Origin of the sequence: Rhizobium sp. SG570 (genome assembly GCF_012275345.1) — a bacterium.
Classification (GTDB): domain Bacteria; phylum Pseudomonadota; class Alphaproteobacteria; order Rhizobiales; family Rhizobiaceae; genus Rhizobium; species Rhizobium lusitanum.
Window position 1 is genome coordinate 299,165 of sequence record NZ_JAAZQI010000002.1, and the last position, 17,852, is coordinate 317,016.

Genomic DNA, 17,852 nt, shown 5'->3' on the forward strand with positions numbered 1-17,852 from the left:
ACAGATGCGTCGCGTCGGTGAGTCTTCGGGGCGCAATCGGGCCGAACGCTTGAATAGGCAATCGCAGCCACAGCATCGTCAGGCGGCGCGCTTCGAGGATCTGCCGGAATACAAGCGCGTCGAGACGCAGCGCATGGCGGTCGCGATGTTGGGTGTCGGCAATCCTTTTTATCGCTCCCACGACGGCGCAGCCGGTGCGACGACCCGCATCGGCGGGCGTGAGTTCATCAACTTCGCCTCCTACGATTATCTGGCGACCAATACCGACCCGCAGGTCGCGACGAGCGCCAAGCAGGCCATCGATCGTTTTGGAATCTCCGCGTCCGCCAGCCGCCTCGTTGCCGGTGAGCGGCCGGGGCATGTGGAGCTGGAACAGCGGCTTTCCCGTCTCTACGGCGTCGATGCCGCGGTTTGTTTCGTCAGCGGCTACCTGACCAATGTCGCGACGATCGGTTGTCTGATGGGACCGCAGGATCTGGTCATCCACGATGAATTCATTCACAACAGCGCGTTGGCTGGCATCAAGCTCTCGGGTGCCGTGCGCCGGCTTTTCAAGCATAACGACGTCGAGAATCTCGAGGGCATTCTGAAGACGCTCTCGTCCGACTTCCGTCGTATCCTCGTCATCGTCGAGGGCGTGTATTCGATGGATGGCGATGTCGCCGACCTGCCGGCTCTGCTGGAGTTGAAGGCGCGCTACGGTTTCTGGCTGATGGTGGACGAGGCGCATGCGCTCGGCATCCTCGGCAAGACGGGTCGCGGCACCTTCGAGCATTTCGGGCTCGATCCGCGTGATGTCGACATCTGGATGGGCACGCTGTCGAAGACGACGTCGAGCTGCGGCGGCTATATTGCAGGCAGCAGCGCGCTTGCCGATATCCTGAAGGCGGAGGCGGGGGGCTTCGTCTACAGCGTCGGTCTCTCGCCGGTTCTCGCCGCCGCCGCCATCGCCAGCCTCGATATCCTGCAGGCGGAGCCTGAGCGAACCGAGCGGCTCAGGCGCAATGGCCACCTTTTTCTCGAATGCGCGAAAGCGGCGGGCCTCGATACCGGCCTGAGCCTCGGTTACTCGGTCGTGCCGGTCATTGTCGGCGATTCGCTTCGTGCTGCCCAGCTCTCGAACGATCTGCTGGCGGAGGGCATCAACGTGCTGCCCATTATCCACCCGGCCGTGCCGGAGGGAATGGCGCGGCTGCGCTTCTTCATCACTTGCAACCACACCGAGGAGCAAATCCGCCGTGCAGTTGCGCTTACCGCGAGAAAACTCAAGGATTTGCAGGACAGGAATTTCGGCCTGGCCTCGCTCGACATGGACAAAATGATGCAGTTGCTTCCGACGAGCCAAGCCGCAGGCAGGCCCTAACTTAGGACGATCATTCCATGCATGTTATCGTCACCGGAGGCTCAAGCGGAATCGGTCTGGCGATAGCGAAACTCTATGCGACCAGGGGCGATCGAGTATCGCTTCTCGCACGCCATCCTGGGCGGCTCGAGCAGGCGCGGGCGGAGATCATATCGCTTTCCGGCATCGACAGTGCCCGTATTCAAATAGCCTCCGTCGATGTGGCTTCCGCTGATCAGACCACGGCTGCAATAGAGATCTGCGAAGCGGCGTTCGGCCCCTGCGATATTCTGATCGCCTCCGCCGGCATTGTCGAACCGCGCGCCTTCGACGCGATGTCGGCCTCCATCTTCGAAGAGCAGATTTCCATCAATTTCCTCGGAACCGCAAATGCGGTGCGCTCGGTCTATAGGGGCATGAAGGCCCGCCGCAGCGGCAGGATCATGATGATTTCCTCCGGCGCTGCCTTGGTCGGCATTTTCGGCTACACGGCCTACTGCGCTTCGAAGTCGGCGCTGGTCGGCTTTGCCGAAGCCTTGAGCGCCGAGGCCGAGGCTTTTGGCGTCCGCATATCCATCTGCTTCCCGCCCGATACGCTGACACCGCAATATCGGCGGGAAATCTCCATGCGACCCGCCGAAGCGAAAATCCTCATGGGCTCTGTCAAGCCGTGGAGCGCCGAGGCGGTGGCCGCGAGAATCGTTCGCGGACTGGAACAGGGCAAGGCGAAAATCCATTTCGGTTTTTCGCTGGCGGCGCTTGCTTATTTCGGGCCGCTGATTAAGCCGCCGCTGATGTGGCTTATTTCGCGGAAAACGAGAAAAATAATTGGGCAAGAAGCAACGGAAAGCCTTGCCGACGTGACGGACAGAGGTTTTGATCATGGTAAGTAATACGAAATAATCGTCAGCGTTGTGCTATCGGCACACATGGCCGGAAAAAAGTGAGCGAGGGAATCGGCGCCCGCGCTTCACGGGTTGAAAAACGCTGCTGCAGACAGCGGGCATTTGGATGACATAGTCTTGAAACTTCATGATTTTCCAATTCTTTTGACTCTTGCCGGCTTCGCGTTTTCCTGCGTCGTGGTGTTTCTTACCGATAGCCTCGCAATGCCGGCGGCCATCAATGCGCAGAATCGCACCGAGAGAAGCTGGCAACGCCTGATTTACGATTGGGCGGCCAGAATTCCCGTTATCGTGCTGATTTATGCCGCCTTCTTTGCGATTTCCTGGCGTCCGATCTACAGCACCCAGGCGGTCATCAGCTTCTTTGTCATCTTCACCGGGATTTCGCGGGCAAAGTTCGAGTTCATCCGGGAACCCTTGGTCTTTTCAGACATCGCGCTTGTGGTCGACGTCTTCAAATACAAGGAGATCTTCTACGCGACGTCGCTGAATATCTTCTTCTGGGTAATCGCCTTCGGCTACGTCTTCGGCCTCAGCGGTCTCTATATGTATTGGGAACCGTCGGTCCTGCCGGCCGAGAACGGTGTTCTTTGGATCCTCGTGATGTTGGCCGTCGCCTTTTCGCCATGGCTTGCCCTGTTCAGCAGGATCATCAGCGAGCCGGTTTGCCATTTCACGCAGAGGTTTCTCGGCAAGGTCGACGTCAAGATGGATACGGTGCGATTCGGCACCTTCGCTTCGGTCGTCTTTCATTTCGTCATCTGGGTCGGCGTCAGACGCGAGGCAATCGTCACGCCGCTGTCTGAGCGCTTCATTTCAGCGCTGCAGGAGCTGTGGGAGCATGGCGACGACGAACCGCTCATCGTCATATGGCAATCCGAATCCTTCATCGACCTAAGGCATTTCGGCGTCGAAAGCGTCAAGCTTCCCAATCTTGACCGGCTGCGCGATCAGGCGGCTCAATGGGGCCGGATGACCAGTGTCTTCGAGGGGGGGTACACGCTGCGCACCGAATTTGCGATGCTGAGCGGGCTGCTGCCCGAAAACGTCCATATCGATGCGAGCTATCCCTATCTGCGCGCCAGCCACTACAAGGACGTCGTCTGGCCCGCACGACTGAAGAAGGCCGGCTGGAAGACGCAGTTCATTCACCCTTACGACAGGACCTTTTTCCTGCGCCACAAGGCACTGCCGCAGCTCGGCTTCGACCGGATGATGATGCTGGATGAATTCGATCACAATCCGGAGCGCGATGGCCCCTATGTCAGCGACCTCACGCTGACGAAAAGCGTGATCAGGGCGATCGACGAGGATGGCACCGCCAAGAATTTCGTCTTCGTGGCATCCATGGCGAATCACGGCCCCTGGGAGCCCGGCCGCTGCGGCGATCTTGTCAATCCGGTGGATATCTATAGCGAGCTTTTGATGCGCGCCGATCATGCGCTCGGCAATCTCGCCCATCATCTCGACAGGCTGGATCGTCCGGTGTGGCTATTGTTCTATGGCGATCACGCGCCCTTGCTGAAGGCTTTTGCCGATCCTTTCCCGGATCCGCGCACCGATTACATCATCGTTCCTCTCGGGCGTGCGCGGGCGCACACGCAGAGGCCGAAACCGCCGCAGGAAGAAGCGCCCTGGAACCTCATCGGTACCTTGCTGCGCTATGCGGGCCTTAGCACCGAGGTTCCGGAGAATGGCTGAAGGGCAGGGGCCTGGAGGCGTTTCCCCGCGGGTGTTTCTCTTCCTTCAGGGGCCATCCTCGCCTCTGTTCGTCGAGATCGCCAGGATATTGCAGGCCGCAGGCAGCCGATGCATCCGCATCAATCTCAATGCCGGGGATTGGATATCCTGGCGTTGGGGGCATGCCGTGAGCTACCGCGGCGATTTCATCGGCTGGCGCGACTATATTCACAGCCAAATCGAAGCCCACGGCGTTACGGATGTGATTCTGCACGGTGAAGAACGCCCTTATCATCGCGTCGCCATCGAAGAGGCACAAAGGCTGGGTGCCAGCGTCAATGTCGTGGAGATGGGATATTTACGGCCGGATTGGGTGACGCTCGAGCGTGACGGGCTGTCTTCCAATTCCCACTTTCCGGCGGACCCTGCCTATATCGTCGAGGCGGCGGCAAACCTGCCCGAGCCGGACTGGGCGCGGCGCTTCAGTCAGTCGTTCCTTGCCGAAGCGCTTTACGACCTCGCCTACTATCTGCCGACTGTTTTTCTGTGGTTTCTCTATCCCGGCTACCGGCGGCACGGGCTCTACCATCCGCTGATGGAATACGCCGGCTGGCTGCGCAGGCTTCCCTCAAGCCGCAGAAGGGCAGGCGAGGCGGAAAGCATTATTGAACGGATGATCGGCGGTGGGAGGCGATTCTTCGTCTACCCTTTGCAGCTTCAGACGGACTATCAACTGCGTTCGCACTCGCCCTTCCATCGGCAAGAGGATGCCATCAGGCTGATTCTCCGGTCCTTCGCCGCGAATGCGGCGCCCGAGACGCATCTTGTCGTGAAGCTGCATCCGCTCGACAACGGGCTCGTCGATTGGAAAGCCTATATCGCTCAAATCAGCGCATCGTCCGGTTTGTCCGACCGGGTTCATTTCATCGATGGCGGAAATCTCGAAAAATTGACTGCCGCAAGCCAGGGCATGGTGACGGTCAATTCCACGGCAGCATTTTCAGCCCTGCAGGCGGATAAGCCGGTCAAGGTCCTCGGCACGGCCGTCTACGACATGGCGGGGCTGACCGATCAGAAGTCCTTGGATCGGTTTTGGCTGGATCCGGCGCTGCCGTTGGCAGAGCTCCGCTACGCATTCTTCAGGCTGCTTGCTGCAAGCGTGCAAGTGCGCGGCAATTTCTGCTCGAAGGCGGGCGCGCGGGCGGCGGCGGCACGGATTGCCGAAAGATTGCTGTCAGGAACGGTCAACCTGCCGGGCGCCTACATGGATAAGGCGCCGCGGCAGAAGCCTGAGAAGGTCCATATACCGTGATCGCCCGAAGCATCGGCGATGCGACCGTGAAATTGACATGGCAGCCGCTTATATGCGGAATTGCAATAAACTTAACGCAGCGATTCGACGTTGGGATAGAGAACGCAGAACTGTTTGCCGGGAGCAAACGTCATGGATGGCAGTAAGATGGAAAGATTTATGCTGAAAGAGCTGCTTATGATCATAGCGGCTCTCGTGCTCGTTTCCGTAGTGCTTCTGACGATCGTCATCACCGGCAATTATTGAGCGGCGCGCCATAGCGCCTTCGAAAAGCATTTCGCCAGAGAGCAATTGATCTGCTTCCGACACAATCATCTGATGAAAAATAGATCTGAAAAATGGTGGGCGATGAGAGACTCGAACTCCCGACATCCTCGGTGTAAACGAGGCGCTCTACCAACTGAGCTAATCGCCCTCCAGCGAAGCGAGCCATTCGCCCGCCGCATTCGGTGGCCGTGATCTATGCGGAACGGCAAAAAACCGCAAGAGTGTTTGTGAAGATTTTTTGATTTTTTTGCTCCTTGCGCATGTTCGGCCGTCGTCATCCACATGCGCCGATAGGAAGGAAGGTCGATTGCAGCGGTGCATGTGAGGTGCTGATGAAATGCGTGAGGTGGGAAGCTGCTATGCCAAATCGACGGGACGGAAAATTGCCGGCGAGCTTCTCCAAAACAATTCGCGCTCTGTCATCGATTTGTATTCAAACCTGCTTGACACCCAAACACGAACCCCGTAGTTAGCCGCTCATCGAACGGCGAGGCCGCTTTGATGGGTGCGAAAGCGCCGGGAATACTTGAAATGAATGCGGGTGTAGCTCAGTTGGTTAGAGTGCCGGCCTGTCACGCCGGAGGTCGCGGGTTCGAGCCCCGTCACTCGCGCCATTTCAAGGTAAATTCCGGGTCTGGCGCTCGGCTGAAAGGCCAAACGATGCGCGGGTGTAGCTCAGTCGGTTAGAGTGCCGGCCTGTCACGCCGGAGGTCGCGGGTTCGAGCCCCGTCACTCGCGCCATTCTTTCCAAGCCATTACAATCAATCATCAATTTTTTGCGATTGCGAAAGATCCTTTTCGCGTTTGCGCGGATTTGTCGCGATGCAGTCGCAACATATTGATATCTACCGCTCGGTAGTACTCCAAACGACAGATTCAAAAGGCTTGCGCGCGCGCTCTGCCTGCGCTAACCACGGCTTTGTTGCAACGCTCTTTCGCCTGGCTTGGGCATTTGCTCAAAGGCGCCCCCCAGGCGCTCATGGCAGGCAGGGATGGACATGATGACTGGACTGCTCAGTTCCTATATTCCGATAGCGATTTTCATTGGTATTGCCCTGGTGATAGGCTTGGCGTTGTTGATCACGCCGTTTGCCGTCGCCTTCAAGGCGCCTGACTCGGAAAAGCTGTCGGCTTATGAATGCGGCTTCAACGCATTCGATGACGCCCGCATGAAGTTCGATATCCGCTTCTATCTGGTATCGATTCTCTTCATCATCTTCGACCTGGAAGTCGCCTTCCTCTTCCCCTGGGCCGTATCCTTCGGTGCGATCGGCTGGTTCGGGTTCTGGTCGATGATGGTGTTCCTCGCGGTGCTGACCATCGGCTTTATCTATGAATGGAAAAAGGGAGCCCTGGAATGGGAGTAGCCCAAAGCAACACGACGCTCGTTGCGCCGCAGCCGAAGGGGATCATCGATCCCGCAACCGGCAGGCCTGTCGGCAGCAATGATCCGTTCTTCGGCGAGATCAACAATGAACTCGCGGACAAGGGTTTTCTGGTCACGTCTACCGATGAGTTGATCAACTGGGCTCGTACCGGCTCGCTGATGTGGATGACTTTCGGTCTGGCCTGCTGTGCAGTCGAGATGATGCAGGTCTCCATGCCGCGTTACGACGTCGAGCGCTTCGGCTTCGCCCCGCGCGCTTCGCCGCGCCAGTCCGACGTCATGATCGTCGCCGGCACGCTGACCAACAAGATGGCGCCGGCGCTCCGCAAGGTCTACGACCAGATGCCTGAACCGCGTTACGTGATCTCGATGGGCTCCTGCGCCAACGGCGGCGGTTACTATCATTATTCCTATTCGGTTGTTCGCGGATGCGACCGCATCGTGCCGATCGACATTTACATACCGGGCTGTCCTCCCACTGCGGAGGCGCTGCTTTACGGCGTGCTTCTGCTGCAGAAGAAAATCCGGCGCACCGGCACGATCGAACGGTAAGGCAGGGGACAAGGCATTATGAGTGAAGCCCTGAACGAACTCGCCGCTTACCTCACGGAAGTTCGCAGCGCTCTGATCTCGTCGAGCGAGATCAAGTATGGCGAGCTGAATGTGACGACGACGGCCGAAAACGTTATCGCACTGCTGACATTCCTGCGCGACGACGCCAAGTGCGGCTTCGTCAACATGACGGATATTTGCGGCGTCGACTGGCCGCAGCGCGCCGAGCGCTTCGATGTCGTCTATCATCTGCTGTCGCCGAAGAAGAATCTGCGCATCCGCGTCAAGGTTCCGGTCGGCGAGGACCAGCCTGTTCCCTCCGCCTGCGGCATCTATCCCGGTGCCGACTGGTTCGAGCGCGAAACCTGGGACATGTACGGCGTTCTCTTCACCGGCCATCCGGATCTGCGCCGCCTCCTGACCGACTACGGTTTCGAAGGCCATCCGCTGCGCAAGGATTTCCCGACCACCGGTTTCGTTGAAGTTCGCTATGACGACGCCGCCAAGCGCGTCGTCTACGAGCCTGTGGAACTGAAGCAGGAATTCCGCAACTTCGATTTCTTGTCTCCCTGGGAAGGCACGGATTATGTGCTGCCCGGCGACGAGAAGGCGAAGGCATAATTTGAGGCGTGTGGCGGGCTCGAACCTGCCATTCTCTGAATATCGGACAACGCGAGCATCGCCGCCATGACAGAACATAACGTTCGCAACTTCAACATCAATTTCGGCCCACAGCATCCGGCTGCACACGGCGTTTTGCGTCTTGTCCTCGAACTGGACGGCGAAATTGTGGAACGCGTCGATCCGCATATCGGCTTGCTGCATCGCGGCACGGAAAAGCTGATCGAATCGAAGACCTATTTGCAGGCCGTTCCTTATTTCGATCGCCTCGACTACGTGGCGCCGATGAACCAGGAACATGCCTATGCGCTGGCCGTCGAGAAGCTGCTCGGCATCGATATCCCGATCCGCGGCCAGCTGATCCGCGTGCTCTATTCGGAAATCGGCCGCATCCTGTCGCATCTCTTGAACGTCACTACGCAGGCCATGGACGTCGGCGCTTTGACGCCGCCGCTCTGGGGCTTCGAAGAGCGCGAAAAGCTGATGGTCTTCTATGAGCGTGCCTCGGGCTCGCGCATGCATGCGGCTTATGTTCGTCCGGGCGGCGTTCACCAGGATCTCCCGGAAAAGCTCGTTCAGGATATCGGTGATTGGTGCGATCCGTTCCTGAAGGCGCTCGACGATATCGATGACCTTCTGACCGGCAACCGCATCTTCAAGCAGCGTAACGTCGATATCGGCGTAGTCTCGCTGGAAGACTGTTGGGCCTGGGGCTTCTCCGGCGTCATGGTCCGCGGCTCGGGTGCCGCATGGGACCTTCGCAAGGCGCAGCCGTATGAGTGCTATTCCGATCTCGAATTCGACATTCCGATCGGCAAGAACGGCGATTGCTACGACCGGTATCTGATCCGCATGATCGAAATGCGTGAGTCCGTCCGCATCATGAAGCAGTGCGTCAACCGCCTGCTCGGCGACGCCAAGACCGGACCGGTCTCGTCGCTGGACGGTAAGGTCGTGCCGCCGAAGCGTGGCGAGATGAAGCGCTCGATGGAAGCGTTGATCCACCATTTCAAGCTTTATACCGAAGGCTACCATGTGCCTGCCGGCGAAGTTTACGCAGCCGTCGAAGCGCCGAAGGGCGAGTTCGGTGTCTATCTCGTCTCCGACGGTTCCAACAAGCCTTACCGCTGCAAGATCCGCGCGCCGGGCTATGCGCATCTGCAGGCCATGGATTTCATGTGCCGCGGTCATCAGCTTGCCGATGTCGCCGCAGTGCTTGGTTCGCTCGACATCGTCTTCGGCGAGGTGGATCGTTGATGCGAGCCTGGCAGGTCGTCATCCCCGCGCTTCTTGTCGCCTGCAGTGCTTCGGCCCAACAGGCCAGCTCGGCGCAGAGCTTGCCCAGCATCAATCTGCAGGGCTCGAAAGCAACGGGTGGCAACACTGCAAAAAGCGGAAATACGGCCTCGTCGGGCGCGGATTCGACCATGGCCGATCTCGTCTCGCGTGGTTATGAAATCAAGGCCGCTGTGCCGAACGGCGGCAAGTTCGTTGTGTTTATGCAGAAAGACCAGTCGGCCTACGCCTGCGAATTTTCGTCTCTGACGGATACGCGGTGTGGGTCCTTAAACTGAGATAAGGCGTGAAAGATGTCCGTTCGTCGACTAGCCGAAGATCAATTCCAGCCTGCCGCTTTCGCCTTCAGCGATGATAACGCGGTGTGGGCGGAAAAGACGATCAAGAAATACCCCGAGGGACGCCAGCAGTCCGCGATCATCCCGCTGATGATGCGCGCGCAGGAGCAGGAAGGCTGGGTCACCAAGGCGGCGATCGAGAAGATCGCCGACATGCTGGATATGGCCTATATCCGTGCGCTTGAAGTCGCCACCTTCTATACGCAGTTCCAGCTGCATCCGGTCGGCACGCGGGCGCATATTCAGGTTTGCGGCACGACGCCCTGCATGCTGCGCGGATCCGAGGGGCTGATCAAGATCTGCAAGAGCAAGATCAATGCGCATGCCTTCGACCGCAATGCCGACGGCACGCTCTCCTGGGAAGAGGTCGAATGTCAGGGCGCCTGCGTCAACGCACCGATGGTGGTGATCGGCAAGGATACCTATGAGGATCTGACGCCGGCGCGTCTCGAGGAGATCATCGATGCGTTCGCCGCCGGCAAGGGCAGCGAAGTCAAGACCGGCCCTCAGATCGACCGCATTTTCTCCGCGCCGGAAGGCGGGCTGACGTCTTTGACATCAGAAGAGCCGAAGGCGAAGACAACGGGAGCCAAGGCCAAGGCTGACGCTGTTTCGATCCCGCCGTCTGAAGCGGCGCGCCCCAAGAGCACGGATGCCGAAACCAACCAGAGCCTGAAGACGCCTGCGACCGCGCCGGCCGAGGCGGCAAAGAACGCCAAGGCATCGGAAGCGCAGCCGCTTTCCGCAACGGCAGCGTCTGCTACCGTGACGGAGAAGGCCGAGGGTGCGCAGAAACCGTCTCTCACGGATAAGGATCGTCCCGCCGGCATCGAGAAGCCCGCGCAGCCGGACGATCTCAAGCTGATTTCCGGCGTCGGTCCGAAGATCGAGTCCGTTTTGCATGAGCTCGGCATCTTCACCTTCGCGCAGGTTGCGAGCTGGAAGAAGGCCGAGCGCGAGTGGGTCGACGGCTACCTGAATTTCAAGGGCCGCATCGAACGCGACGACTGGATCAAGCAGGCTAAGGCACTCGCTAAGGGTGGCGAAGCGGAATATATCAAGGTCTTCGGCAAGAAGCCGCGGTAAGAGGTGAAGCATGTTACAAGATCAAGATCGCATCTTTACCAATATCTACGGCCACAAGGACAAGTCCCTGAAGGGCGCGATGTCGCGCGGCCATTGGGACGGCACCAAACAGATCCTCGAAAAGGGTCGTGACTGGATCATCAACGAGATGAAGGCTTCCGGCCTTCGCGGTCGCGGCGGCGCAGGCTTCCCGACCGGCCTCAAGTGGTCCTTCATGCCGAAGGAAAGCGACGGCCGTCCGCACTATCTCGTCGTCAATGCTGACGAGTCGGAGCCGGGCACCTGCAAGGACCGTGACATCATGCGTCACGATCCGCATACGCTGATCGAAGGCTGTGTCATCGCCGGTTTCGCTATGGGCGCAAACACTGCCTACATCTACGTCCGCGGCGAATACATGCGCGAACGCGAAGCCCTGCAGGCGGCAATCGACGAATGCTACGATGCCGGACTTCTGGGCAAAAACAACAAGCTCGGCTGGGATTTTGATGTTTTCGTTCATCATGGTGCCGGTGCTTACATCTGTGGCGAGGAAACCGCGCTGCTCGAAAGCCTGGAAGGCAAGAAGGGCCAGCCGCGCCTGAAGCCGCCTTTCCCGGCCAATATGGGTCTCTACGGTTGCCCGACCACCGTCAACAACGTCGAGTCGATTGCCGTTGCCCCGACGATCCTGCGCCGCGGCGCAGGCTGGTTCTCGTCCTTCGGTCGTCCGAATAATGTCGGCACGAAGCTGTTCATGCTGTCCGGTCACGTCAATCGCCCGTGCACGGTCGAAGAAACGATGGGCATCACCTTCCGCGAGCTGGTCGACAAGCATGCCGGCGGCATTCGCGGCGGCTGGGACAATCTGCTGGCCGTCATTCCCGGCGGCGCATCGTGCCCTGTGGTTCCGGCGGCTGACATCATCGACTGCCCGATGGATTTCGACGGCCTGCGCGATGTCAAGTCGTCCTTCGGCACCGCGGCGGCTATCGTTATGGATAAGTCGACCGACATCATCAAGGCGATTGCTCGCATCTCGGCCTTCTTCAAGCATGAAAGCTGCGGCCAGTGTACGCCGTGCCGCGAAGGAACGGGCTGGATGTGGCGTGTTCTGGAGCGCATGGAGCGCGGCAATGCGCAGAAGCGCGAAATTGACATGCTGTTTCAGGTGACGAAGCAGATCGAAGGTCATACTATCTGCGCGCTCGGTGACGCAGCCGCATGGCCGGTGCAGGGCCTGATCCGCAACTTCCGTCCCGAGATCGAAAAGCGCATCGACCAGTATACGGCCAATGCGACGAGCCACGGCGCGGTGCTGGAAGCAGCCGAGTAAGGATTGTCATGGCGAAGACCAAGGATATCAAGCAGGACAGCGGGGCGGCCGATGCATCGGCCGATTTCGCTCGCGTTGCTGCCGATATGCTGCGGAACGCGCCGGTCATGCCGATCCATCCGCTGATGGCCCATCCGGCAGCGGCGTTCGCCGCTGCGTCCGCCATAGGGTTCGGGTTCACGTCGCAGATCGCCGGCGCGTTCTTCGGTGCGCTGCAGGGCGCTGTCGAAGCGGCGAGCAAACGTTCTGTCGCGCCGGACGAAAAGGATGATGCCGTCGCCGCGGAAAGGCCGGTGGCAAAGAAGGATGGGGCAGGGGAAGCGAAGCCGGCAAAGGCATCGCCCGCCGCCAAACCTGCCGCTGCAAAGCCGGCAGCCGTGAAGAAGGTCGAGCCGAAGCCGGCTGCGGTGAAAACTGCGCCAGCCAAGGCGGTGACCAAGACGAACGCCAAGATCGCCGTTGTGGAGGCGGTCGCGGCCAAGCCCGTTGCGAGCCCTGTGCGCAGCCGCAAGGCCGCGGCGAAGGCTGACGACCTGAAGCGGATTTCCGGCATCGGTCCGAAACTGGAGCAGGTGTTGAACGGACGCGGCATCCAGCGTTTCGCCGATATCGTCGCCTGGAGCGACGCGGATATCGAGCGGATCGACGCGGAGCTTGGATTCGACGGCCGCATCCGGCGCGACGACTGGGTCAGCCAGGCGAAGGCGCTCCTGCCGAAGGGGCGGAGTTAAGATTTTTCCCCGGCTGTTTCTGGCAGCCAGGGGGGTGAATGAAGGCGGTGGAAATGTTGCGGGCGCTATCCCCAATGTTTCGGTCGGCGCGCTGGTCTTGCGGGGACAAGATTGGGCAAGGCTTATTGTGAGCAAACCAGTGCCACGCGGTTTCGTGCCGTGCCGGTGGCAAGCTGGTGTTGCGATTATGAAATTGTCTGCGGCCAGGTTCGGCTGGAGACGTGACATAGGACTGAGTGGACGATGGCTAAACTGAAGATTGACGGTAAAGAGATCGAAGTTCCGGATCACTTCACGCTTATCCAGGCGTGCGAGGAAGCCGGCGCCGAAGTCCCGCGCTTCTGCTTCCATGAACGACTGTCGGTGGCAGGCAATTGCCGCATGTGCCTCGTCGAGGTCAAGGGTGGCCCGCCGAAGCCGCAGGCTTCCTGCGCCATGGGCGTGCGCGATATTCGCGGCGGTCCGAACGGCGAGCTTCCCGAAGTCTTCACCAACACGCCAATGGTCAAGAAGGCCCGCGAAGGCGTGATGGAATTCCTGCTGATCAACCATCCGCTGGATTGCCCGATCTGCGACCAGGGCGGCGAATGCGACCTGCAGGACCAGGCTATGGCCTTCGGCATCGACAGCTCGCGCTATCAGGAAGACAAGCGCGCCGTCGAGGACAAGTATATCGGCCCGCTCGTCAAGACCGTCATGAACCGCTGCATTCACTGCACGCGCTGCGTCCGCTTCACGACGGAAGTTGCCGGCATTTCCGAGCTTGGCCTGATCGGCCGTGGCGAAGATGCCGAGATCACCACCTATCTCGAGCAGGCGATGACCTCCGAGCTGCAGGGCAACGTCGTCGACCTTTGCCCGGTCGGCGCGCTGACATCGAAGCCTTTCGCCTTTACCGCCCGCCCGTGGGAGCTGAACAAGACCGAATCGATCGACGTCATGGACGCGCTTGGTTCCGCCATCCGCGTCGATACCCGCGGCCGCGAAGTCATGCGCGTGTTGCCGCGCGTCAACGAGCAGATCAATGAAGAGTGGATCTCCGATAAGACCCGCTTCATCTGGGACGGCCTGAAGACGCAGCGCCTCGACAAGCCTTACGTCCGCCAGGATGGCCGCCTGCAGCCAGCAAGCTGGAGCGATGCCTTCGCTGCCATCAAGTCGGCGGTTTCAGCGACCAGCGGCGAAAAGATCGGCGCCATTGCCGGCGATCTCGCTTCCGTCGAGGAAATGTATGCTCTGTCCGAGCTGCTGAAATCGCTCGGATCGGAAAATCTCGACTGTCGCCAGGACGGGACGGCGCTTGATCCGTCGCTCGGCCGCGCAAGCTATATCTTCAGCCCGAGCATCGAAGGCATCGAAGCCGCCGATGCGCTGCTGATGATCGGCACCAATCCGCGCTTCGAGGCGGCAGTGATGAACTCGCGCATCCGCAAGCGCTGGCGTCGGGGCAAGTTCCCGATCGGCGTGATCGGCGAACATGCCGATCTGCGCTACTCCTACGACTATCTCGGCGCCGGCCCGGAGACGCTGGCCGATATCGTCAGCGGTTCGCACAGCTTCGCAGACGTTCTGAAGAACGCTCAGAAGCCGATGATCATCATCGGCCAGGGCGCGCTGATCCGCGAAGACGGCGCGGCCGTGCTGGCAAACGCGGCCAAGCTTGCCGCAGCCGTTGGTGTCGTCAAGGACGGCTGGAACGGTTTTGCCGTGCTGCACACGGCAGCGTCGCGCGTCGGCGGCCTCGATCTCGGCTTCGTGCCGGGCGCAAAGGGGGTCAATGCTGCTGCGATGCTGTCGTCGATGGACGTGCTCTTCCTGCTTGGTGCCGATGAACTCGATTTCACCCGTAAGGGCGCGAAGTTCACCGTCTACATCGGCTCGCATGGCGACGAGGGCGCTCAGAATGCCGACGTCATCCTTCCGGCTGCGACCTACACCGAAAAGTCGGGTACCTGGGTCAACACCGAAGGCCGCGTCCAGATGGGCAACCGGGCCGGTTTCGCCCCGGGCGATGCCCGTGAGGACTGGGCCGTCATCCGCGCTCTTTCCGATGTGCTCGGCAAGAAGCTTCCCTTTGATTCGCTGAGGGAATTGCGCGCCAAGCTCTATGCAGCCTTCCCGCATTTCGCTGGTGTCGACGAGATTGCCGAAACCGATAGCGCCCAAATTGTCGCACTCGGGAAAAAAGCCGCTGCGATGGGTAAATCGGCGTTTGCTTCGCCGATCAAAGACTTCTATTTGACGAACCCGATAGCACGCGCCTCGGCTGTCATGGCTGAGTGCTCGGCATTGGCCCGCAACAACTTCCAGGCTGCGGCAGAGTAAGGGCAGAGGACTATGGATTCATTCGTTTCGACCTATCTCTGGCCGGCGCTGATCATGATCGGCCAGTCTCTGCTGCTCCTGGTCTGCCTGCTGATCTTCATTGCCTATATCCTTCTTGCCGACCGCAAGATCTGGGCGGCGGTTCAGTTGCGTCGTGGCCCGAACGTCGTCGGTCCCTTCGGCCTGTTTCAGTCTTTCGCCGATCTTTTGAAGTTCATGGTCAAGGAGCCGATCATTCCGGCGGGCGCCAACAAGACCGTGTTCCTGCTGGCACCTCTGGTTTCGGTGGTATTGGCGCTGTCCACCTGGGCTGTCGTACCGGTGGCTCAGAATTGGGTGGTCGCCGACATCAACGTCGGCATCCTCTACATTCTGGCGATCTCGTCGCTTGAAGTGTACGGCATCATCATGGGCGGCTGGGCTTCGAACTCGAAGTATCCATTCCTCGGCGCGCTGCGCTCGGCGGCGCAGATGGTGTCCTACGAAGTCTCGATCGGCCTCGTCATCGTCACCGTGCTGCTTTGCGTCGGTTCGCTGAACCTCACGGATATCGTGCTGTCGCAGCAGACCGGCCTCGGCACCAAGCTCGGCCTGCCGGCGTCGTTCCTCGATTGGCACTGGCTGTCGCTGTTCCCGATGTTCATCGTGTTCTTCATCTCGGCGCTGGCGGAAACCAATCGTCCGCCCTTCGACCTTCCGGAAGCGGAATCTGAACTGGTTGCCGGCTTCATGGTCGAATACGGCTCCTCTCCGTACATGATGTTCATGCTCGGTGAATATGCCGCCGTCGTTCTCATGTGTTCGCTGACGACTATTCTCTTCCTCGGCGGCTGGCTGCCTCCGGTGGATATCTGGATCCTCAACTGGGTTCCGGGCATCATTTGGTTCCTGCTGAAGTCGTGCCTCGTCTTCTTCATGTTCGCTATGGTGAAGGCTTTCGTGCCGCGCTACCGCTACGACCAGCTCATGCGCCTCGGCTGGAAGGTGTTCCTGCCGCTGTCGCTCGCCATGGTCGTTATCGTTGCATTCGTGCTGAAGGTGACGGGATGGGCATGATCATGTCGATCCTCGCTTCAAGCAGATTTGGAGGTTGAAGATGGCCGGAATTTCCAACGCCGTCAGCTCGCTGTTCCTCAAGGAATTTGTCGGCGCATTCTTTTTGTCGATGCGTTACTTCTTCAAGCAGAAGGCGACGATCAATTATCCGTTCGAAAAGGGGCCGGTCAGCCCGCGCTTCCGTGGCGAGCATGCGCTGCGCCGCTATCCGAACGGTGAAGAGCGCTGCATCGCCTGCAAGCTCTGCGAAGCCATCTGTCCTGCCCAGGCCATCACGATCGAGGCCGGGCCGCGCCGCAACGACGGCACCCGCCGCACGGTGCGTTATGACATCGACATGGTGAAGTGCATCTATTGCGGCTTTTGCCAGGAAGCATGCCCGGTCGACGCCATCGTCGAAGGGCCGAACTTCGAATTCGCTACCGAGACCCGCGAAGAGCTCTATTTCGACAAGGCGCGGCTTTTGGAAAACGGCGACCGCTGGGAACGCGAAATCGCGCACAATATCGCGATGGATTCGCCCTACCGCTAAGCGGTGTTTTGAATATGCCGCGACGGCCGGCCAGGTTGTCGCCGTCGCGGTTGAATATAGACCGGGGCTTTGCCGGACGAATGTCAGGCTAAGCCCCATCGGGCAGGGATACTCCCGGCTGCCCGGGGGAAGACGAAAAAGGCACCAACATGGGTCTGCAGGCTCTTTTTTTCTACATCTTCGCCTTTGTCGCGGTGGCGTCGGCGTTCATGGTTATCTCGGCGCGGAATCCGGTCCATTCGGTCCTGTTCCTCATCCTGGTTTTCTTCAACGCGGCCGGCCTCTTTCTGTTGTTGGGGGCTGAATTCCTGGCGATGATCCTGCTGGTCGTCTATGTCGGCGCCGTGGCGGTTCTCTTCCTCTTCGTCGTGATGATGCTCGATATCGATTTCTCCGAGCTCAGGGCCGGCATTCTGGAATATGCACCGATCGGCGCATTGATCGGCGTCATCCTTGCCGCCGAGCTCATCGTCGTTGTCGGCGGCAGCGTGATCTCGCCTCAGATCGCCAAGACAGTCGCCATGCCGATCCCGGCCGTGACCGAGCGAACGAACACGGCCGCCCTAGGCGACGTGCTCTACACCAACTACGTTTACTTCTTCGAGATCGCCGGCCTTGTGCTTCTGGTCGCGATGATCGGTGCGATCGTGTTGACGCTGAAGCATCGCACGCACATCAAGCGCCAGAATATTTCCCAACAGGTCGCCCGCACGCCCGCGACCGCCGTCGAGGTGGTCAAGGTCAAGCCGGGGCAGGGCGTCTGAGGCGGGGCACGAGGATCAAAGGAACAAGAACATGGTCATTGGACTTTCCCACTACCTGACGGTCAGCGCCATCCTCTTCGTGCTCGGCGTCTTCGGTATTTTTCTCAACCGTAAGAATGTCATCATCATCTTGATGTCCGTCGAACTCATATTGCTCGCGGTCAACATCAACATGGTCGCCTTCTCGTCGTTCCTCAACGACATCGTCGGCCAGGTCTTCGCTCTGTTCATTTTGACTGTCGCTGCCGCCGAGGCTGCCATCGGTCTTGCAATTCTCGTCGTCTTCTACCGTAACCGCGGCTCTATCGCCGTTGAAGACGTCAACATGATGAAGGGCTGATAC

General features: G+C 59.6%; 17 protein-coding genes and 3 tRNA genes. 19 read left to right on the forward strand and 1 reads right to left on the reverse strand.

Going from position 1 to position 17,852, the window contains the following annotated elements:
• Positions 1-4 precede the first annotated feature (4 nt).
• From FHT28_RS05190 to FHT28_RS05205, 4 genes are all read left to right on the forward strand, one after another.
• Positions 5-1,363, forward strand: a complete 1,359-nt coding sequence (locus FHT28_RS05190; RefSeq protein WP_080760445.1) for an aminotransferase class I/II-fold pyridoxal phosphate-dependent enzyme — start codon at positions 5-7, stop codon at positions 1,361-1,363.
• Between the two features lie 17 nt (positions 1,364-1,380).
• Positions 1,381-2,235 carry an SDR family oxidoreductase gene (locus tag FHT28_RS05195; RefSeq protein WP_047553063.1) on the forward strand — a complete coding sequence of 285 codons (855 nt, stop codon included), beginning with the start codon at positions 1,381-1,383 and terminating at the stop codon, positions 2,233-2,235.
• 129 nt (positions 2,236-2,364) lie between these two features.
• The gene (locus tag FHT28_RS05200; protein ID WP_246704801.1) at positions 2,365-3,948 is read left to right on the forward strand and encodes a sulfatase-like hydrolase/transferase; all 1,584 of its coding nucleotides are present in this window, start codon (positions 2,365-2,367) and stop codon (positions 3,946-3,948) included.
• Positions 3,941-5,239, forward strand: coding sequence for a capsular biosynthesis protein (locus tag FHT28_RS05205; RefSeq protein WP_168595746.1), 1,299 nt, complete (start codon positions 3,941-3,943; stop codon positions 5,237-5,239). The genes FHT28_RS05200 and FHT28_RS05205 overlap by 8 nt, the downstream gene beginning before the upstream one ends.
• A gap of 339 nt (positions 5,240-5,578) precedes the next feature.
• Here FHT28_RS05205 and FHT28_RS05210 read toward each other — a convergent pair.
• A tRNA-Val gene (locus FHT28_RS05210) sits at positions 5,579-5,654 on the reverse strand.
• A 389-nt stretch (positions 5,655-6,043) separates the two neighbouring features.
• Here FHT28_RS05210 and FHT28_RS05215 point away from each other — a divergent pair.
• The 15 genes from FHT28_RS05215 (at position 6,044) to nuoK (ending at position 17,849) form a co-directional block, all read left to right on the forward strand.
• Positions 6,044-6,120, forward strand: a tRNA-Asp gene (locus FHT28_RS05215).
• Between the two features lie 50 nt (positions 6,121-6,170).
• Positions 6,171-6,247 (forward strand) — tRNA-Asp (locus tag FHT28_RS05220).
• A gap of 260 nt (positions 6,248-6,507) precedes the next feature.
• Positions 6,508-6,873 (forward strand): NADH-quinone oxidoreductase subunit A, encoded by a 366-nt coding sequence (locus FHT28_RS05225; protein ID WP_034489570.1) that lies wholly within the window; start codon positions 6,508-6,510, stop codon positions 6,871-6,873.
• Positions 6,864-7,445, forward strand: a complete 582-nt coding sequence (locus tag FHT28_RS05230) for an NADH-quinone oxidoreductase subunit B (protein WP_037194235.1) — start codon at positions 6,864-6,866, stop codon at positions 7,443-7,445. Before FHT28_RS05225 ends, FHT28_RS05230 begins: the two co-directional genes overlap by 10 nt.
• A gap of 18 nt (positions 7,446-7,463) precedes the next feature.
• The gene (locus FHT28_RS05235) at positions 7,464-8,066 is read left to right on the forward strand and encodes an NADH-quinone oxidoreductase subunit C (protein ID WP_037194237.1); all 603 of its coding nucleotides are present in this window, start codon (positions 7,464-7,466) and stop codon (positions 8,064-8,066) included.
• 66 nt (positions 8,067-8,132) lie between these two features.
• Entirely contained in the window at positions 8,133-9,323 is a 1,191-nt protein-coding gene (locus FHT28_RS05240) for an NADH-quinone oxidoreductase subunit D (RefSeq protein WP_037194239.1), read from the forward strand.
• A complete protein-coding gene (locus tag FHT28_RS05245) occupies positions 9,323-9,640 on the forward strand; it encodes a hypothetical protein (RefSeq protein ID WP_047639222.1) in 318 nt (105 codons plus the stop codon). Before FHT28_RS05240 ends, FHT28_RS05245 begins: the two co-directional genes overlap by 1 nt.
• A gap of 15 nt (positions 9,641-9,655) precedes the next feature.
• Complete coding sequence (locus FHT28_RS05250; RefSeq protein ID WP_037194243.1) at positions 9,656-10,786, forward strand: NADH-quinone oxidoreductase subunit E; 1,131 nt, start codon at positions 9,656-9,658, stop codon at positions 10,784-10,786.
• A gap of 10 nt (positions 10,787-10,796) precedes the next feature.
• Positions 10,797-12,101, forward strand: coding sequence for an NADH-quinone oxidoreductase subunit NuoF (gene nuoF / locus FHT28_RS05255; RefSeq protein ID WP_037194245.1), 1,305 nt, complete (start codon positions 10,797-10,799; stop codon positions 12,099-12,101).
• 8 nt (positions 12,102-12,109) lie between these two features.
• A complete protein-coding gene (locus tag FHT28_RS05260; protein WP_168595747.1) occupies positions 12,110-12,832 on the forward strand; it encodes a 5' DNA nuclease in 723 nt (240 codons plus the stop codon).
• A 243-nt stretch (positions 12,833-13,075) separates the two neighbouring features.
• Positions 13,076-15,157 carry an NADH-quinone oxidoreductase subunit NuoG gene (gene nuoG / locus FHT28_RS05265; RefSeq protein WP_168595748.1) on the forward strand — a complete coding sequence of 694 codons (2,082 nt, stop codon included), beginning with the start codon at positions 13,076-13,078 and terminating at the stop codon, positions 15,155-15,157.
• A gap of 12 nt (positions 15,158-15,169) precedes the next feature.
• Complete coding sequence (nuoH, locus tag FHT28_RS05270; protein ID WP_047553131.1) at positions 15,170-16,213, forward strand: NADH-quinone oxidoreductase subunit NuoH; 1,044 nt, start codon at positions 15,170-15,172, stop codon at positions 16,211-16,213.
• A 40-nt stretch (positions 16,214-16,253) separates the two neighbouring features.
• Positions 16,254-16,745 (forward strand): NADH-quinone oxidoreductase subunit NuoI, encoded by a 492-nt coding sequence (gene nuoI, locus FHT28_RS05275; protein WP_034486982.1) that lies wholly within the window; start codon positions 16,254-16,256, stop codon positions 16,743-16,745.
• A 149-nt stretch (positions 16,746-16,894) separates the two neighbouring features.
• Positions 16,895-17,509 carry an NADH-quinone oxidoreductase subunit J gene (locus FHT28_RS05280; protein ID WP_037194252.1) on the forward strand — a complete coding sequence of 205 codons (615 nt, stop codon included), beginning with the start codon at positions 16,895-16,897 and terminating at the stop codon, positions 17,507-17,509.
• Positions 17,510-17,540: 31 nt separating this feature from the next.
• Positions 17,541-17,849, forward strand: a complete 309-nt coding sequence (nuoK, locus tag FHT28_RS05285) for an NADH-quinone oxidoreductase subunit NuoK (RefSeq protein WP_034507513.1) — start codon at positions 17,541-17,543, stop codon at positions 17,847-17,849.
• Positions 17,850-17,852: the final 3 nt, after the last annotated feature.

What these genes read in the sequence shown, in the direction of transcription:
- nuoG (WP_168595748.1), top strand. Translation starts at nt 13,076, where the DNA reads ATGGCTAAACTGAAGATTGACGGTAAAGAGATCGAAGTTCCGGATCAC.
- nuoI (WP_034486982.1), top strand. Translation starts at nt 16,254, where the DNA reads ATGGCCGGAATTTCCAACGCCGTCAGCTCGCTGTTCCTCAAGGAATTT.
- FHT28_RS05195 (WP_047553063.1), top strand. Translation starts at nt 1,381, where the DNA reads ATGCATGTTATCGTCACCGGAGGCTCAAGCGGAATCGGTCTGGCGATA.
- nuoK (WP_034507513.1), top strand. Translation starts at nt 17,541, where the DNA reads ATGGTCATTGGACTTTCCCACTACCTGACGGTCAGCGCCATCCTCTTC.
- FHT28_RS05245 (WP_047639222.1), top strand. Translation starts at nt 9,323, where the DNA reads ATGCGAGCCTGGCAGGTCGTCATCCCCGCGCTTCTTGTCGCCTGCAGT.
- FHT28_RS05250 (WP_037194243.1), top strand. Translation starts at nt 9,656, where the DNA reads ATGTCCGTTCGTCGACTAGCCGAAGATCAATTCCAGCCTGCCGCTTTC.
- FHT28_RS05230 (WP_037194235.1), top strand. Translation starts at nt 6,864, where the DNA reads ATGGGAGTAGCCCAAAGCAACACGACGCTCGTTGCGCCGCAGCCGAAG.
- FHT28_RS05235 (WP_037194237.1), top strand. Translation starts at nt 7,464, where the DNA reads ATGAGTGAAGCCCTGAACGAACTCGCCGCTTACCTCACGGAAGTTCGC.
- nuoH (WP_047553131.1), top strand. Translation starts at nt 15,170, where the DNA reads ATGGATTCATTCGTTTCGACCTATCTCTGGCCGGCGCTGATCATGATC.
- FHT28_RS05240 (WP_037194239.1), top strand. Translation starts at nt 8,133, where the DNA reads ATGACAGAACATAACGTTCGCAACTTCAACATCAATTTCGGCCCACAG.
- nuoF (WP_037194245.1), top strand. Translation starts at nt 10,797, where the DNA reads ATGTTACAAGATCAAGATCGCATCTTTACCAATATCTACGGCCACAAG.
- FHT28_RS05190 (WP_080760445.1), top strand. Translation starts at nt 5, where the DNA reads ATGCGTCGCGTCGGTGAGTCTTCGGGGCGCAATCGGGCCGAACGCTTG.
- FHT28_RS05205 (WP_168595746.1), top strand. Translation starts at nt 3,941, where the DNA reads ATGGCTGAAGGGCAGGGGCCTGGAGGCGTTTCCCCGCGGGTGTTTCTC.
- FHT28_RS05280 (WP_037194252.1), top strand. Translation starts at nt 16,895, where the DNA reads ATGGGTCTGCAGGCTCTTTTTTTCTACATCTTCGCCTTTGTCGCGGTG.
- FHT28_RS05260 (WP_168595747.1), top strand. Translation starts at nt 12,110, where the DNA reads ATGGCGAAGACCAAGGATATCAAGCAGGACAGCGGGGCGGCCGATGCA.
- FHT28_RS05225 (WP_034489570.1), top strand. Translation starts at nt 6,508, where the DNA reads ATGACTGGACTGCTCAGTTCCTATATTCCGATAGCGATTTTCATTGGT.